16 protein-coding genes are annotated in these 16,068 nt (G+C 69.6%); all 16 read left to right on the forward strand.

All coding sequences use genetic code 11. From position 1 onward, the window contains the following. Window positions 1-101: 101 nt before the first annotated feature. Window positions 102-1,226: an LCP family protein gene (locus tag ACZ45Z_RS30315; RefSeq protein ID WP_468369150.1), complete on the forward strand. Its 1,125-nt coding sequence runs from the start codon at window positions 102-104 to the stop codon at window positions 1,224-1,226. A gap of 175 nt (window positions 1,227-1,401) precedes the next feature. Next, window positions 1,402-1,623 carry a 50S ribosomal protein L31 gene (rpmE, locus tag ACZ45Z_RS30320; RefSeq protein ID WP_310726570.1) on the forward strand — a complete coding sequence of 74 codons (222 nt, stop codon included), beginning with the start codon at window positions 1,402-1,404 and terminating at the stop codon, window positions 1,621-1,623. Window positions 1,624-1,806: 183 nt separating this feature from the next. Then, window positions 1,807-2,886 (forward strand): peptide chain release factor 1, encoded by a 1,080-nt coding sequence (gene prfA / locus ACZ45Z_RS30325; RefSeq protein WP_468369152.1) that lies wholly within the window; start codon window positions 1,807-1,809, stop codon window positions 2,884-2,886. An 88-nt stretch (window positions 2,887-2,974) separates the two neighbouring features. Further along, on the forward strand, window positions 2,975-3,856 hold the full coding sequence (gene prmC / locus ACZ45Z_RS30330) for a peptide chain release factor N(5)-glutamine methyltransferase (RefSeq protein WP_468369154.1): 882 nt from the start codon (window positions 2,975-2,977) through the stop codon (window positions 3,854-3,856). A 62-nt stretch (window positions 3,857-3,918) separates the two neighbouring features. Next, on the forward strand, window positions 3,919-4,566 hold the full coding sequence (locus tag ACZ45Z_RS30335) for an L-threonylcarbamoyladenylate synthase (protein ID WP_468369157.1): 648 nt from the start codon (window positions 3,919-3,921) through the stop codon (window positions 4,564-4,566). Beyond that, the gene (locus tag ACZ45Z_RS30340; RefSeq protein ID WP_468369160.1) at window positions 4,563-5,240 is read left to right on the forward strand and encodes an arsenate reductase/protein-tyrosine-phosphatase family protein; all 678 of its coding nucleotides are present in this window, start codon (window positions 4,563-4,565) and stop codon (window positions 5,238-5,240) included. The genes ACZ45Z_RS30335 and ACZ45Z_RS30340 overlap by 4 nt, the downstream gene beginning before the upstream one ends. A gap of 96 nt (window positions 5,241-5,336) precedes the next feature. After that, window positions 5,337-6,737: a serine hydroxymethyltransferase gene (locus ACZ45Z_RS30345; protein ID WP_468369162.1), complete on the forward strand. Its 1,401-nt coding sequence runs from the start codon at window positions 5,337-5,339 to the stop codon at window positions 6,735-6,737. Window positions 6,738-6,837: 100 nt separating this feature from the next. Beyond that, window positions 6,838-8,175: an MraY family glycosyltransferase gene (locus ACZ45Z_RS30350; protein ID WP_468369165.1), complete on the forward strand. Its 1,338-nt coding sequence runs from the start codon at window positions 6,838-6,840 to the stop codon at window positions 8,173-8,175. Window positions 8,176-8,464: 289 nt separating this feature from the next. Further along, window positions 8,465-8,902 carry a hypothetical protein gene (locus ACZ45Z_RS30355; RefSeq protein ID WP_468369168.1) on the forward strand — a complete coding sequence of 146 codons (438 nt, stop codon included), beginning with the start codon at window positions 8,465-8,467 and terminating at the stop codon, window positions 8,900-8,902. Window positions 8,903-9,181: 279 nt separating this feature from the next. Further along, the gene (gene atpB, locus ACZ45Z_RS30360; protein WP_468369266.1) at window positions 9,182-9,979 is read left to right on the forward strand and encodes a F0F1 ATP synthase subunit A; all 798 of its coding nucleotides are present in this window, start codon (window positions 9,182-9,184) and stop codon (window positions 9,977-9,979) included. Between the two features lie 75 nt (window positions 9,980-10,054). Then, on the forward strand, window positions 10,055-10,306 hold the full coding sequence (atpE, locus tag ACZ45Z_RS30365; protein ID WP_468369171.1) for an ATP synthase F0 subunit C: 252 nt from the start codon (window positions 10,055-10,057) through the stop codon (window positions 10,304-10,306). A gap of 41 nt (window positions 10,307-10,347) precedes the next feature. Beyond that, on the forward strand, window positions 10,348-10,914 hold the full coding sequence (locus ACZ45Z_RS30370) for a F0F1 ATP synthase subunit B (RefSeq protein WP_468369173.1): 567 nt from the start codon (window positions 10,348-10,350) through the stop codon (window positions 10,912-10,914). After that, entirely contained in the window at window positions 10,911-11,726 is an 816-nt protein-coding gene (locus tag ACZ45Z_RS30375; RefSeq protein WP_468369175.1) for a F0F1 ATP synthase subunit delta, read from the forward strand. Before ACZ45Z_RS30370 ends, ACZ45Z_RS30375 begins: the two co-directional genes overlap by 4 nt. A 218-nt stretch (window positions 11,727-11,944) precedes the next feature. Continuing rightward, window positions 11,945-13,537 (forward strand): F0F1 ATP synthase subunit alpha, encoded by a 1,593-nt coding sequence (atpA, locus tag ACZ45Z_RS30380; RefSeq protein ID WP_468369177.1) that lies wholly within the window; start codon window positions 11,945-11,947, stop codon window positions 13,535-13,537. A 20-nt stretch (window positions 13,538-13,557) separates the two neighbouring features. Next, window positions 13,558-14,472, forward strand: a complete 915-nt coding sequence (locus ACZ45Z_RS30385; RefSeq protein ID WP_468369179.1) for a F0F1 ATP synthase subunit gamma — start codon at window positions 13,558-13,560, stop codon at window positions 14,470-14,472. Window positions 14,473-14,477: 5 nt separating this feature from the next. After that, a complete protein-coding gene (gene atpD / locus ACZ45Z_RS30390; RefSeq protein WP_468369181.1) occupies window positions 14,478-15,920 on the forward strand; it encodes a F0F1 ATP synthase subunit beta in 1,443 nt (480 codons plus the stop codon). Window positions 15,921-16,068 lie beyond the last annotated feature (148 nt).

Here is a 16,068-nt window from a genome sequence, read left to right on the forward strand (position 1 = left end):
CTTCCGGTCTGCCTCCCGTCTGAAGAAGGGCAACAACCCGTGAGCGCGTGAACGCACGGTGACGGTGAGGGGCAGCCGACGGACAGAGGACTGAGGAGCAGATGGCGGACAGCAACGGGACCGCGAAGACGGCCGAAAGCCGCGCCCGCGGCATACGTGCCTCGGGCCGCCGGCGCAAGGGCCCGACCCGGCGCCGCCGGGCCCTGACGATCACCCTGTGCGCGCTGGTCAGCGCCGTACTGCTCGGTGGAGCCGGACTCGGGTACGTCTACTTCAAACTCAACGGCAACCTCAAGGGCGTCGACATCAACGCCGCCCTCGGCCGTGACCGTCCGAAAAACGTCGACAACGGCTCGATGGACATCCTCGTGATGGGCTCCGACTCCCGCGCGGGCAAGAACGGCGCGTACGGCCGCGACGAGGGCGGCGCGCGCTCCGACACGGCGATGATCGTGCACGTGTACCAGGGCCACAAGAAGGCCAGCGTCGTCAGCGTCCCCCGCGACACCCTGGTCAAGCGGCCCGACTGCACCAAGGACGGCAAGAGCGTCCCCGGGGCGCGGCGGGCGATGTTCAACACCGCCTTCGAGGTCGGCGGCCCGGCCTGCGCCGTCAAGACCGTCGAATCGATGAGCGGCATCCGCATGGACCACTTCATCGAGGTCGACTTCACCGGCTTCAAGAAGCTCATCGACGCGCTGGGCGGGGTGGAGATCACCACCAGCAAGGCCATCGACGACGACAGCAGCCACCTGCACCTGCGGCCCGGCCGGCACACCCTCGACGGCGAGGACTCGCTCGGCCTGGTGCGCACCCGGCACGGCGTGCCCGGAGGCGACGGCAGCGACCTGGGCCGCATCCAGTTGCAGCAGACGTTCATCAAGGCGCTGATGGACCAGGTCAAGAACGTCGGGGTGCTCACCAACCCCACCAAGCTCTACGACATCGCCGACACCGCCACCAAGGCCATCACCACCGACACCGACCTCAACTCCGTCAGCGAGCTGACCGGCCTGGCCAAGAGCCTGGGCGGCATCGGGTCGGAGAACATCGCCATGATGACGCTGCCGGTGGCCTACGACACGGCCGACCCCGACCGGGTGCTGCCGCTGGAGAAGCAGAGCGCCCAGGTCTGGGGCGCGCTGCGGGCCGACAAGGACATCCCGAAGTCCGCCGCCAAGGGCTCCGCCGGTGACAAGGGCGGCACGGACGCCTACGTCAAGTAGCCGGGACGCCGCCCCCGGAGGCCGGCCGGGCTCCGCGGACCGGACCGGGGAATAGCGGCGACCGTCCCCCGGTTTTGGAGATACGGCGAGTCCTGGCAGACTGGACCGTCGGCCCCGGTTCACGTGCCGCAACCCGCGGCACGACCCGGAGCACTCCCGAACCTAGGAGAACCCCTTGAAGCGCGACATCCACCCGGAGTACGTCGAGACCCAGGTGAGCTGCACCTGTGGCGCGTCGTTCACCACCCGTAGCACCGTTGCCGGCGGTAGCATCCGCGCCGACATCTGCTCCGAGTGCCACCCGTTCTACACGGGTAAGCAGAAGATCATGGACACGGGCGGCCGCGTGGCCCGCTTCGAGGCCCGCTTCGGCAAGGGCGCAGCCGCCAAGAAGTAGCGACCCGCAAGGCGCCGGTTCACGGTCGCCCCTGCCCAGGGGTGACCGGACCGGCGTCTTTGTTTGGCGGGGTCCGGGGTCCCCCCCGCGCCCCCGCACCGTCGTACGACCCCTTGCGCCTCCGGCCCAGGGGTCCGGGGGCGCCCCCGGAAAGAAACAGACAGCCAGCAGAGGAACCCCACGATGTTCGAGGCGGTCGAGGAACTGATCGGCGAGCACGCCGATCTCGAAAAGCGGCTGGCCGACCCCGCGGTCCACGCCGACCAGCGCGAGGCCATGCGGCTCAACAAGCGCTACTTCGAGCTGACCCCGATCATCGCGACGTACCGCGCCTGGAAGCAGACCGGCGAGGACCTGGAGACGGCGCGCGAGTTCGCCGCCGACGATCCGGACTTCGCCGACGAGGTCAAGCAGCTCGATGCCCAGCGCGAGCGGCTGACCGAAAAGCTGCGCCTGCTGCTGGTCCCGCGCGACCCCAGCGACGACAAGGACGTCATCCTTGAAGTCAAGGCCGGTGAGGGTGGCGAGGAGTCGGCGCTGTTCGCCGGGGACCTGCTGCGGATGTACCTGCGCTACGCCGAGCGGGCCGGCTGGAAGACCGAGATCCTGGAAGCCAACGAGTCCGACCTCGGCGGCTACAAGGACGTCCAGGTCGCCGTGAAGACCAAGGGCGGCGGCGGGGCGACCGAGCCCGGCCAGGGCGTCTGGGCCCGGCTGAAGTACGAAGGCGGGGTGCACCGCGTCCAGCGGGTGCCCGCCACGGAGTCGCAGGGCCGCATCCACACCTCCGCCGCCGGCGTGCTCGTCACGCCCGAGGCGGACGAGGTCGAGGTCGAGATCGGCCCCAACGACCTGCGCATCGACGTCTACCGCTCGTCGGGCCCCGGCGGCCAGTCGGTCAACACCACCGACTCCGCCGTCCGCATCACCCACCTCCCCTCCGGTCTGGTCGTCTCCTGCCAGAACGAGAAGAGCCAGCTTCAGAACAAGGAGTCGGCCATGCGCATCCTGCGCTCCCGGCTCCTGGCCGCGGCCCAGGAAGAGGCCGAGAAGGAGGCGTCGGACGCCCGGCGCAGCCAGGTGCGCACCGTCGACCGCTCGGAGCGCATCCGTACGTACAACTTCCCCGAAAACCGCATTTCGGACCACCGGGTCGGCTTCAAGGCGTACAACTTGGACCAGGTGCTCGACGGCGAGCTCGACCCGGTCATCCAGGCCTGCGTCGACGCCGACTCGGCCGCCAAGCTCGCCAACGCCCAGTAAGACCCGTACGTACCGGCTGGAGAGGCACCACCGGGGACCACCCCCGGACCCCGGCCGACGAAGACGCAGCGCACCAGGAGGAAGGCCCGTGCCGCAATCCCCGGGGGATCGCCCCCCGAACCCCCGCTCGGTGCTGCTCGCCGAGGTGGCCCAGGCCACCCAGCGGCTCGCCGACGCCGGTGTGCCCTCGCCGCGCTTCGACGCCGAGGAGCTCGCCGCGCACGTGCACGGCGTCAAGCGGGGCGAGCTGCACCTGGTCCCCGACAGCGACTTCGACGCCCGCTACTGGGAAGCCATCGCCCGCCGCGAGGCCCGCGAACCGCTCCAGCACATCACCGGCCGCGCCTTCTTCCGCTACCTCGAACTCACCGTCGGCCCCGGGGTGTTCGTGCCCCGCCCGGAGACCGAGTCGGTCGTCGGCTGGGCGATAGACGCGGTACGCGCCATGGACGTCGTCGAGCCGCTCATCGTCGACCTGTGCACCGGCTCGGGCGCCATCGCCCTCGCCCTGGCGCAGGAGGTCCCGCGCTCGCGCGTGCACGCCGTGGAGCTGTCGGAAGAAGCCCTTCGCTACGCCCGCAAGAACGTCGAGGGGTCCCGCGTCGTTCTCCATCACGGTGACGCGCTGACCGCGCTTCCCGAACTGGACGGGCAGGTCGACCTGGTCGTCTCCAACCCGCCGTACATCCCGCTGACCGAGTGGGAGTACGTCGCACCCGAAGCACGCGACCACGACCCCGAGCTCGCGCTGTTCTCGGGCGAGGACGGCCTGGACACCATCCGCGGCATCGAGCGGACCGCGCACCGCCTGCTGCGGCCCGGCGGCGTCGTCGTCATCGAGCACGCCGACACCCAGGGCGGCCAGGTCCCGTGGATCTTCACCGAGGAAAAGGGCTGGGCGGACGCGGCCGACCACCCCGACCTCAACAACCGGCCCCGCTTCGCCACCGCCCGCCGGGCGACGCCATGACGCGCACCGGCACGGCGCCCGGCGCCGGTGATGTTTCCGTTCCGCACGAGGAGGTTCGTTAAATGGCACGGCGTTACGACTGCGGCGACGCGACCGACCGCGCGACCGGTCTGCGCGAGGCCGCGTCGGCGGTCCGCCGCGGCGAGCTGGTCGTGCTGCCGACCGACACCGTCTACGGCATCGGCGCGGACGCCTTCAGCGCCGAGGCCGTCGGCGACCTGCTGGAGGCCAAGGGACGCGGCCGCGGGATGCCCTCCCCGGTCCTGGTCGGATCACCCAACACCCTGCACGGCCTGGTCACCGACTTCTCCGAGCAGGCATGGGAACTGGTCGACGCCTTCTGGCCCGGCGCGCTCACCCTCGTCGCCAACCACCAGCCGTCGCTGACCTGGGACCTGGGCGAGACCCACGGCACGGTCGCGGTGCGGATGCCGCTGCACCCCGTCGCCATCGAGCTGCTCAACGACTTCGGCCCGATGGCCGTCTCCAGCGCCAACCTCACCGGCCACCCCTCCCCGCAGGACTGCGACGCCGCCCAGGAGATGCTCGGCGACTCCGTCTCCGTCTACCTCGACGCCGGCCCGACGCCCGCCGCCGTGCCGTCCTCGATCGTCGACGTCACCGGCCGGGTCCCGGTGCTGCTGCGCGCGGGCGCGATCAGCGCGGAAGAGCTGCGCAAGGTCGTACCCGAGCTCGAGGTGGCCAATTGATGGCGCCCCTGGGGCGTGGCATAGCGGGACCAGGCGACGACCCCCTCCTGCCTTCTGCACCCCCTTTCCGGATCCTCCACGTCAGCACCGGCAACGTCTGCCGCTCGCCGATCACCGAGCGGCTGCACCGCCATGCCCTGGAACTGCGCCTGGGCCGGGCCCACAGCGGCGGGCTGCTCGTCGAGAGCGCCGGCACCTGGGGCCATGAAGGCGCACCCATGGAGGCCCACGCCGCCACCGTCCTCGCCGACTACGGCGCGGACCCGGCCGGCTTCATCGGCCGGGAGCTGCTGGACGAGCACGTCATCCGCGCCGACCTGGTGCTCACCGCGACCCGCGACCACCGCGCCCAGGTCATCTCCATGGGCCACTCCGCGGGACTGCGCACCTTCACCCTCAAGGAGTTCAACCGGCTGGTGCGGGCCATAGACCCCGCCACGCTGCCCGAGCCCGACCCGGACCTGCCGGACGGCGGGCTGGTCGAGCGCGCCCGCGCGCTGGTCGGCGCCGCCGCCGCGCTGCGCGGCTGGCTGCTCGCGCCGAACCCGGAGTCCGACGAGGTCTACGACCCCTACGGCGCCCCCATCACCTTCTTCCGCTCCATCGGCGACGAGATCAACCAGGCGCTCGACCCGGTCGTCACGGCCCTCACCGGAGTCCCCGCCCGCGCCTGAGCACGGCCGCCGCCCGAGCGCCGCACCTACCGCGCCCGATCGCCCCCCCCGCGCCTACATTGGGACTACGTCCCCGTACGAGGCCCGGAGCACGCCATGCCCGCCACCACCGCGTCACCCCGCAGCGCCACCCCGGCAGGCCGCGCCCCGGCCCCCGAGCCGCCGCCCGCCGCCGGCCTCACCGGGACCCTCGCGGAGCGGGCCGGCGCCGCCGCCCGCTCCGGCGCCGCACCGGCCGGCGGCCCCGACTTCGCCGCCCTGCTGCGCCAGGACCCCGAGATCGCCGGCGTCCTGCTGGGGGAGAGCGCCCGCCAGGGCGACAACCTCCAACTGATCGCGGCCGAGAACTACGCCTCCCCCGCCGTGCTCGCCGCCCTCGGCTCCCCGCTCGGCAACAAATACGCCGAGGGCTATCCCGGCGCCCGGCACCACGGCGGCTGCGAGATCGTCGACCTCGCCGAGCGGATCGCCGTCGAACGCGCCAAGGCGCTCTTCGGCGCCGAACACGCCAACGTCCAGGCCCACTCCGGGTCTTCGGCCGTCCTGGCCGCCTACGCCGCCCTCCTGCGCCCCGGGGACACCGTCCTGGGCATGGCCCTGCCGCACGGCGGACACCTCACCCACGGATCGCCCGCCAACTTCTCCGGCCGCTGGTTCGACTTCGCCGGATACGGCGTCGACGAGGACACCGGGCTCCTCGACTACGACGCGATCCGCGCACTGGCCCGCGAACGCCGGCCCAAGGCCATCGTCTGCGGCTCGATCTCCTACCCCCGCCACCTCGACTACGCCGCCTTCCGCGACATCGCCGACGAGACCGGCGCGTACCTCATCGCGGATGTCGCCCACCCCATCGGGCTGGTCGCCGGGGGAGCGGCGCCCAGCCCCGTCCCGTACGCCCACGTGGTGTGCGCCACCACCCACAAGGTGCTGCGCGGGCCCCGCGGCGGCATGATCCTGTGCGGCGCGCGGCTGGCCGAACGCATCGACCGCGCGGTGTTCCCCTTCTCCCAGGGCGGCGCGCAGATGAACGCCGTCGCGGCCAAGGCCGTCGCGTTCGGCGAGGCCGCCACGCCCGCGTTCCGCGCGTACGCCCACCAGGTCACCGCCAACGCCCGCGCCCTGGCCGAGGCGCTCACCGGGCAGGGCCTGACGATCACCACCGGCGGCACCGACACGCACCTGATCACGGCAGACACCGCCCCGCTCGGGCTGGACGCGCGCACCGCCAGGGGTCGGCTGGCCGCCGCCGGCATCGTGCTCGACACGTGCGCGCTGCCCTGTCCGGAAGCGGCTCCCGCCGGCCGGTCCGCCCGGGCCGCCCGCCGCACCGGTATCCGGCTGGGGACCGCCGCGGTGACGACCCAGGGCATGCGCGAGGCCGAGATGCGGCAGATCGCGGACCTCATGGGCGCGGCCCTGCGGGAGGACGGCGCCGCCCGGGCCGAAACGCTCGCTCTGGCCCACCGCTTCCCGCCGTATCCGGCGCACGACTGACGGGCGGGAACCGGCCGGGGACGGTGAGCGTCTTGTGCTGTATTCACGGACAAGGGGCTGACACGCATATGGTGTGTGGCTGTGATGGCCAGCTATACCAATGGGGCAGCCCGTGCGTGAATACCTGCTGACGCTGTGCGTCACAGCCGCGGTGACCTACCTGCTGACCGGGCCGGTGCGCAAGTTCGCGATCGCGGCCGGGGCGATGCCGGAGATCCGTGCGCGTGATGTGCACCGCGAGCCGACACCGCGGCTCGGCGGCATCGCGATGTTCGGCGGGCTGTGCGCGGGGCTGCTGGTCGCCTCGCACCTGACGAACCTCAAGAGCGTCTTCGCCAGCTCCAACGAGCCACGGGCCCTGCTCTCCGGCGCCGCGCTGATCTGGATCCTCGGCGTCCTGGACGACAAGTGGGGCGTGGACGCCCTGGTCAAGCTCGGCGGCCAGATGATCGCCGCGGGTGTGATGGTCCTCCAGGGCCTGACGATCCTGTGGATCCCGGTCCCGGGCGTCGGCACCGTCTCGCTGACCCCGATGCAGGGCACGCTGCTCACCGTCGCGCTCGTCGTGATCACCATCAACGCGGTCAACTTCGTCGACGGCCTGGACGGTCTGGCCTCCGGCATGGTGTGCATCGCCGCAGCGGCGTTCTTCATGTACGCGTACCGGATGTGGTTCGGCTACGGCATCGAGGCGGCCGCGCCCGCAACGCTGTTCTCGGTCATTTTGATGGGCATGTGCCTGGGCTTCCTGCCGCACAACATGCACCCGGCGCGGATCTTCATGGGCGACTCGGGCTCCATGCTCATCGGCCTGGTGATGGCCGCCGGCGCGGTCTCGGTCACCGGCCAGGTCGACCCGGACCTGCTCAACCTCAAGGCGGGCGGTCTGCGTGAGGCGACCCACGCGATGGTGCCGGTCTACATCCCGCTGCTGCTGCCGCTGACCGTCATCGCGGTGCCTGTGGCCGACCTCATCCTGGCGATCGTGCGGCGTACGTGGAACGGCCAGTCGCCGTTCGCCGCGGACCGCGGCCACCTCCACCACCGGCTGCTGGAGATCGGGCACTCGCACAGCCGCGCCGTGCTGATCATGTACTTCTGGTCGGCGCTCATCGCGTTCGGCGCGGTCGCCTACTCCGTGAACAACGCCAGCATGTGGATCGTGCTGGGCATCGTGCTGCTGAGCGCGGTCGGGCTGGTGCTGCTGTTGCTGCCGCGCTTCACGCCGCGCGCGCCGCGCTGGGCGGAGTGGATGGTTCCGCCGCGCTACCGCAGGGTCGTACGCGCGCCGGGCGCGGGCGCCGAGGCGGCGGACGCCGAGGGTCCGGCGGCGGACGGCGAGGAGCGCGAGCCGGTGCCCGCGGGCCTCCACGGCGCCACCGCGATCGGCGACCGGTCACGCTTCGTGGACCGCCGCAAGGCTGGCAGTCACCACTGAGCCAGAGGTTCGACGGCCTTTTCGGCGGTCAGGAATCGGGGCGCTTGGTCCCATACCAGACATAAGTCGGGCCGTCAGTGCACCAACGCGCAGGTTCACGCTCAAGTGTGACAGGTAGCACACGAACCAGGTAAAGACCTCATCAAATAGTTTGTGATACCGTTCACGAAACCCGGCGACAGAGCCGAAGGACCGTAGTGCGACTGTCCTTTGGCCTCAGGTTCCGCCTCAGGCCGGGTCTACGCTCGTCCTTGACGACCACACCCCCACCCCTTGCCGGAGCGCCGCCATGCAGTCGAATGACGCCCGACTTCTCCTCCATGCCGTTGTGCCCACGCTCGCCATCGGCGCTGTCGCCGTTGCCGTGAGCGCTGTGGTCGCGGGCGGGGCGGGAGCGGTCGGAGCCGCCGTCGGCACCGCGCTGGTGGTGCTCGTGATGGGTGCCGGCCTCGTCGTCCTGCAGCAGACCGCGAAGAACCACCCGCAGTTGTTCCAGATGATGGGGCTGCTGCTGTACACGGTGCAGATCCTGCTCGTCGCCGTCTTCATGATGACGTTCAAGGACACAACGCTCTTTGACACCAAGGCATTTGCGTTCACCCTGCTCGGTGCCGTTCTCGTGTGGATCGCGGCGCAGACGCGCGGCCATATGAAGGCAAGGATTCTGTACGTTGACCCCGACTCCGCAGAGGCGAAGAAGGCGGAGACGGCGGGGTCGCCGACGTGACACGTAGGGCCGGAATAAATGCCCTCATGCGAGCCTGCTATCGTCCGGTGCCAACTGCGGCACAGTTGGCGCAGGCGGCTGAGCTCCCGAATTCCACGGGATGGAACGGGCAGCCCTCGCGGCCGATGCCTGTGATCCGACCCGGCCCAGCGCCGACCAGCCGCCCCCAAATCCGTAAGACCAGTCCAGTGCCGCTCCGTGGCTCAACGCCGCGCCGACACAACGAGGTTGCCGTACCCATGCGCCACGCTGAAGGAGCCCGCGGTGAGTGCTGAAACGATGCTCGCCTTCGACACGGAGTGCCACCTCTTCATCCCGGGGTGTGGCTTCGAGGCCCCGGGTCTTCATTCGTTCGTTTTCGAACCCCTCTTCACAGTGGGCGGGTTCGAGTTCAACAAGCCGATGCTGCTGGCATTCCTCAGCACCATCGTCGTTGTGTGGTTCTTCTGGGCCGCTTTCGGCAAGGCGAAGGTCGTTCCCGGAAAGCTGCAGATGATCGGCGAGGCGGGCTACGACTTCGTTCGCCGCGGGCTCGTCTATGACGCGCTGGGCAAGAAGGAGGGCGACAAGTACGTCCCCTTCATGGTCTCGCTGTTCTTCTTCGTGTGGATCATGAACCTCTGGTCGGTGATCCCGCTCTTCTCGTTCCCCGTGACCTCGGTCATCGCCTTCCCGGTGGGCCTCGCACTGGTCGTCTACGTGCTCTGGCTGTCCCTGACGTTCAAGAAGCACGGCTTCGTCGGCGGCATGAAGAACATCACGGGCTACGACAAGTCGCTCGGCTGGGTCCTGCCGCTGATCATGCTGCTCGAGCTCGCGCAGCACCTGATCATCCGGCCCTTCACCCACGCCGTCCGGCTCTTCGCGAACATGTTCGCCGGTCACATGCTGATCCTGATGTTCACCATCGCCAGCTGGTACCTGCTGAACGGCGTCGGCATCATCTACGCGGGCGCCTCCTTCGTGATGACCCTGGTGATGACCGCGTTCGAGCTCTTCATCCAGGCCGTCCAGGCGTACGTCTTCGTCCTCCTGGCCTGCAACTACGTTCAGGGCGCGCTCGCCGAGAACCACTGAGCACCCCGTCTCCCAGCCCAATGGCTGTCCGGTGGCCAACCCCCACCGGTCCGTGAAAGAGAAGGAAGTAACGGCATGTCCGCTGCTCTCGAAATGGTCAACCTCGCCGCCAAGGACACTGTTTCCGGCAACGTCAGCGCGATCGGCTACGGCCTCGCCGCGATCGGCCCCGGCGTCGGCGTCGGCATCATCTTCGGTAACGGCACCCAGGCCCTGGCCCGTCAGCCCGAGGCCGCCGGCCTGATCCGCACCAACCAGATCATGGGTTTCGCCTTCTGTGAGGCGCTCGCCCTGATCGGCATCGTCATGGGCTTCGTTTACAAGTAAACGAACCGCATCGACTATCCATTCAGACGGAAGGCACTGATGTGAACGCCCTGGTTCCCATGGCGGCGGAGGTTCCCGAGAACCCCCTGGTCCCGCCGATCCCAGAGCTGGTCATCGGCCTGATCGCCTTCTTCATCGTTTTCGGCTTCCTCGCCAAGAAGCTCATCCCGAACATCAACAATGTTCTGGACGAGCGTCGCGCGGGGATCGAAGGCCGGATGGAGAAGGCCGAGGCCGCCCAGGCCGAGGCTCAGCAGGTGCTCGAGGACTACCGGGCACAGCTCGCCGACGCCCGCCACGAGGCCGCGCGTCTGCGCCAGGAGGCGCAGGAGCAGGGCGCGACGCTCATCGCCGAGATGCGCGCCGAGGGCCAGCGGCAGCGTGAGGAGATCATCGCTGCCGGTCACGCCCAGATCGAGGCGGACCGCAAGCAGGCCGCGCAGTCGCTGCGTCAGGACGTGGGCAAGCTCGCCACCGACCTGGCCGGCAAGCTCGTCGGCGAGTCCCTCGAGGACCACGCCCGGCAGAGCCGGACCATCGACCGCTTCCTCGACGAGGTCGAGGCCAAGGCGGCGTCGGACGCGACGAAGGCTGAGGCCGGCCGATGAACGGAGCGAGCCGCGAGGCACTCGCCTCCGCACGCGAGCAGCTCGACGCGCTGACGGACAACACGTCCGTGGACGCGGCGAAGCTCGCCGAGGAGCTGGCTGCCGTCACCGCTCTGCTCGACCGCGAGGTGTCGCTGCGTCGGGTCCTGACCGACCCGGCGCAGTCCGGCGAGGCGCGAGCCGAGCTGGCCGGGCGGCTGTTCGGCGACAAGGTCGGTGCCCCGACCGCCGAGCTGATCACCGGTATGGTCCGCTCCCGCTGGTCGCGTGCGCGTGACCTGGCGGACGCGATCGAGGAGCTGGCCTACAGCGCCGACCTGGTCGCGGCCCAGCGGGCCGGCCAGCTCGACGACGTCGAGGACGAGCTGTTCCGGTTCGGCCGGATCGTCGTCTCGGCGGGCGAGCTGCGCAGCGCGCTGACCGACCGGAACGCGAAGGTCGCCGCCAAGACGGAGCTGCTGCACACGCTGCTGGGCGGCCGGGCCAACCCGGTCACCGAGCGTGTCGTGATCCGTCTTGTCGGACAGCCGCGGGGCCGTAGCCTGGAAGCGGGGCTCGACGCCCTCTCCAAGCTGGCGGCGGCCCGCCGGGACCGGATGGTCGCGGTGGTCACCTCCGCGGTGCCCCTCAGCGAAGGGCAGCGGCAGCGCCTCGGCGCTTCGCTGGCACAGCTTTACGGACGGCAGATCCACCTGAACCTCGACGTGGATCCCGAGGTCCTCGGCGGCGTGCAGGTACGGATCGGCGACGAGGTCATCAACGGGACCATCGCGGAGCGCCTCGAAGAGGCGGCCCGGCGGATGGCCGGCTGACCCAGCCACCAACTCAAGAGCTGCACAACCGGCGGACGGACGCCGGACCAGCCGGCCGGACCCACGGGTCCGGCTGCGGTCCGGGACCGGCCCCGGGGACACAGCACAAGCATGACGGCGGCCCGAGTTGGGCCGTAAGCGGAAACCCCCTGGGGGGAAACAGCCCCCCGGACCCCCGCAAGTAACTTCGGGCCCAACAAGGAGAGCAGGGAACCCAGATGGCGGAGCTCACGATCCGGCCGGAGGAGATCCGGGACGCGCTGGAGAACTTCGTCCAGGCGTACAAGCCGGACGCGGCCTCGCGCGAGGAGGTCGGCACGGTCAGCGAAGCCGGTGACGGCATCGCGAAGGTCGAGGGACTTCCCTCGGCGATGGCGAACGAGCTGCTGAAGTTCGAAGACGGCACGCTCGGTCTTGCGCTGAACCTGGAAGAGCGCGAGATCGGTGCGGTTGTCCTCGGCGAGTTCAGCGGCATCGAGCAGGGCCAGCCGGTGCAGCGCACCGGTGAGGTGCTCTCGGTCGCCGTGGGCGAGGGTTACCTCGGCCGCGTCGTCGACCCGCTGGGCAACCCGATCGACGGCCTCGGCGAGATCGAGTCCGAGGACCGCCGCGCCCTGGAGCTGCAGGCTCCGGGCGTCATGGTCCGTAAGTCGGTCCACGAGCCGATGGAGACCGGCTACAAGGCCGTCGACGCGATGACGCCGATCGGCCGCGGCCAGCGCCAGCTCATCATCGGTGACCGCCAGACCGGCAAGACCGCCCTGGCCGTCGACACGATCATCAACCAGCGTGACAACTGGCGTTCCGGCGACCCGAAGAAGCAGGTCCGCTGCATCTACGTCGCCATCGGCCAGAAGGGCTCCACCATCGCGTCCGTGCGCGGTGCGCTGGAGGAGGCGGGCGCTCTGGAGTACACGACGATCGTCGCGGCTCCGGCTTCCGACCCGGCCGGCTTCAAGTACCTCGCCCCCTACACCGGTTCGGCCATCGGCCAGCACTGGATGTACCAGGGCAAGCACGTCCTGATCGTCTTCGACGACCTGTCGAAGCAGGCAGACGCCTACCGCGCCGTGTCGCTGCTGCTGCGCCGCCCGCCGGGCCGTGAGGCCTACCCGGGTGACGTCTTCTACCTGCACTCGCGTCTGCTGGAGCGCTGCGCCAAGCTCTCCGACGACCTGGGCGCCGGTTCGATGACGGGCCTCCCGATCGTCGAGACCAAGGCGAACGACGTGTCGGCGTTCATCCCGACCAACGTCATCTCCATCACCGACGGCCAGTGCTTCCTGGAGTCCGACCTGTTCAACGCGGGCCAGCGCCCGGCGCTGAACGTCGGTATCTCGGTCTCCCGTGTCGGTGGCTCCGCCCAGCACAAGGCCATGCGGCAGGTCTCCGGCCGACTGCGCGTGGACCTCGCCCAGTACCGCGAGCTGGAGGCGTTCGCCGCCTTCGGTTCCGACCTGGACGCGGCCTCCAAGGCGCAGCTCGAGCGCGGTAAGCGCATGGTCGAGCTGCTCAAGCAGAGCCAGTACGCGCCCTACCCGACCGAGGCCGAGGTCGTCTCCATCTGGGCCGGCACCACCGGCAAGATGGACGACGTCCCCGTCGAGGACATCCGCCGCTTCGAGCGGGAGATGCTCGACTACCTGGGCCGGGAGAAGAAGGACCTGCTGACCAGCATTCGCGAGGGCGGCAAGATGTCCGACGACACCATCCAGGCGCTCACCGATTCCGTCGCCGCCTTCAAGCAGCAGTTCGAGACCTCGGACGGCAAGCTGCTCGGTGAGGACGCTCCGGTCAGCACCACCAAGTGACGACGGAAGGGACCTGATCCATGGGAGCCAAGCTCCGGGTCTACAAGCGTCGCATCCGCTCCGTCACCGCGACCAAGAAGATCACCAAGGCGATGGAGATGATCGCCGCCTCGCGCATCGTCAAGGCGCAGCGCCAGGTGGCGGCATCGACGCCGTACGCGAGTGAACTGACCCGCGCGGTGACAGCGGTTGCCACCGGCTCGAACACCCAGCACGCCCTGACCACCGAGGTGGAGACCCCGACCCGCGCCGCGGTGCTGCTCATCACGAGCGACCGCGGTCTGGCCGGCGGCTACTCCTCGAACGCCATCAAGGCCGCCGAGAGGCTCACCGAGCGTCTCAAGGCCGAGGGCAAGGAGGTCGACACCTACATCGTCGGCCGCAAGGGTGTGTCGTACTACGCCTTCCGTGAGCGCAAGGTCGCGGATTCGTGGACCGGCTTCACCGACAGCCCGACGTACGCGGACGCCAAGGCTGTGGCAGGCCCGCTGATCGCGGCCGTCCAGAAGGACACGGCCGAGGGCGGCGTGGACGAGTTCCACATCGTCTTCACCGAGTTCGTGTCGATGCTGACGCAGCGGGCGATCGACGACCGTCTGCTGCCGCTGCGCCTCGACAAGACGGAGGCGGAGGAGTCGTCCAAGGGCGAGATCCTTCCGCTGTTCGACTTCGAGCCGTCGGCCGAGGACGTCCTGGACGCCCTGCTGCCGCGGTACGTCGAGTCGCGGATCTACAACGCACTCCTGCAGGCCGCCGCCTCCAAGCACGCCGCCACGCGTCGTGCGATGAAGTCGGCGACCGACAACGCAGAAGACCTCATCAAGTCGCTCGCGCGGCTTGCCAACGCGGCCCGACAGGCCGAAATCACCCAGGAAATCAGCGAGATCGTCGGTGGTGCCAGTGCTCTGGCCGACGCGACCGCGGGGAGTGACTGACCACTATGACCACCACTGTTGAAACGGCCACGGCAACGGGCCGCGTCGCGCGGGTCATCGGCCCGGTCGTCGACGTGGAGTTCCCCGTCGACGCGATGCCGGAGATCTACAACGCGCTGCACGTCGAGGTCGCCGACCCCGCCGAGCAGGGCAAGCTCAAGACGCTGACCCTGGAGGTCGCCCAGCACCTGGGTGACGGCCTGGTCCGCGCCATCTCGATGCAGCCCACCGACGGCCTGGTCCGCCAGGCCCCGGTGACCAACACCGGCAACGGCATCACCGTTCCGGTCGGCGACATCACCAAGGGCAAGGTCTTCAACACCCTTGGCGCCATCCTGAACGAGCCGGAGGCGGAGGCTCAGGTCACCGAGCGCTGGCCGATCCACCGCAAGGCCCCGGCCTTCGACCAGCTCGAGTCGAAGACCGAGATGTTCGAGACCGGCCTGAAGGTCGTCGACCTGCTGACCCCGTACGTCAAGGGCGGCAAGATCGGTCTGTTCGGCGGTGCGGGCGTCGGCAAGACCGTCCTCATCCAGGAAATGATCATGCGTGTGGCGAAGCTGCACGAGGGCGTTTCCGTGTTCGCCGGTGTCGGCGAGCGCACCCGTGAGGGCAACGACCTCATCGACGAGATGACGGACTCCGGCGTTCTGGACAAGACCGCGCTGGTCTTCGGCCAGATGGACGAGCCCCCGGGCACCCGTCTCCGCGTCGCGCTGGCCGGTCTGACCATGGCGGAGTACTTCCGCGATGTGCAGAAGCAGGACGTGCTGTTCTTCATCGACAACATCTTCCGCTTCACCCAGGCCGGTTCCGAGGTCTCCACCCTGCTGGGCCGCATGCCCTCCGCGGTGGGTTACCAGCCGAACCTGGCGGACGAGATGGGCCTCCTCCAGGAGCGCATCACCTCGACCCGCGGTCACTCGATCACCTCGATGCAGGCGATCTACGTCCCCGCGGACGACCTGACCGACCCGGCGCCGGCGACGACCTTCGCGCACCTCGACGCGACGACCGTCCTGTCCCGTCCGATCTCGGAGAAGGGCATCTACCCGGCGGTCGACCCGCTGGACTCGACGTCCCGCATCCTGGACCCGCGCTACATCTCGCAGGACCACTACGACGCGGCCTCCCGCGTCCGGGCGATCCTGCAGAAGTACAAGGACCTGCAGGACATCATCGCCATCCTCGGTATCGACGAGCTGGGCGAGGAGGACAAGCTGGTCGTCCACCGTGCCCGTCGTATCGAGCGCTTCCTGTCGCAGAACACCCACGCGGCGAAGCAGTTCACCGGTCTCGACGGATCGGACGTCCCGCTGGACGAGTCGATCGCGGCCTTCAACGCGATCGCCGACGGCGAGTACGACCACTTCCCCGAGCAGGCGTTCTTCATGTGCGGTGGCCTGGACGACCTCAAGGCCAAGGCCAAGGAGCTGGGCGTCTCCTGACCCCCGTGCTTCTGGTCCCGGGGGGGGGGCTGGGCGCCCCCCGCCCGCACAAACACCAATATTTTGCCCCAAACCTGCTTTCGCCGGTAAGGGGAGAGCCGAAGAGACAACGTGGATTAGCTTCCCATCCAGTTTTTCGCCCCTCACC

The organism is Streptomyces sp. NPDC031210, assembly GCF_055570395.1.